This is a genomic window from Pseudomonas sp. SIMBA_067 (assembly GCF_046534675.1).
GTDB classification, from domain to species: domain Bacteria; phylum Pseudomonadota; class Gammaproteobacteria; order Pseudomonadales; family Pseudomonadaceae; genus Aquipseudomonas; species Aquipseudomonas putida.
The window spans coordinates 1-228 of the sequence record NZ_JAWRYH010001562.1 but is presented as its reverse complement, the minus strand read 5'-3'; the positions used below and the strand labels follow the sequence as shown (position 1 = coordinate 228).

General features: G+C 64.5%; 1 pseudogene. It reads right to left on the bottom strand.

The window, feature by feature from the left end:
* A pseudogene (locus SB765_RS34705) lies at positions 1 to 228 on the bottom strand (hybrid sensor histidine kinase/response regulator); the annotation flags it as partial.

Genomic DNA, 228 nt, shown 5'->3' with positions numbered 1-228 from the left:
CGCAAAATGCGCGTCAGCAACCGCAGGTCGGTGCTGATGGCATGGTCAGCGATGCGCGCGTGCAGCTTCAGGCCTGCCGCGTCAGCCACTGTGCAGAACTCCGAGACCAGCGGCGCAAAGACTTCGTCGAGACGGTACACGGCCACGTCGGGTTTGACCGCTGCCTGGTCGAGCCGGGAAATATCCAGCAGGTCGGTCAGCAGGTCTTCGGCACCTTCCAGGGCCTGG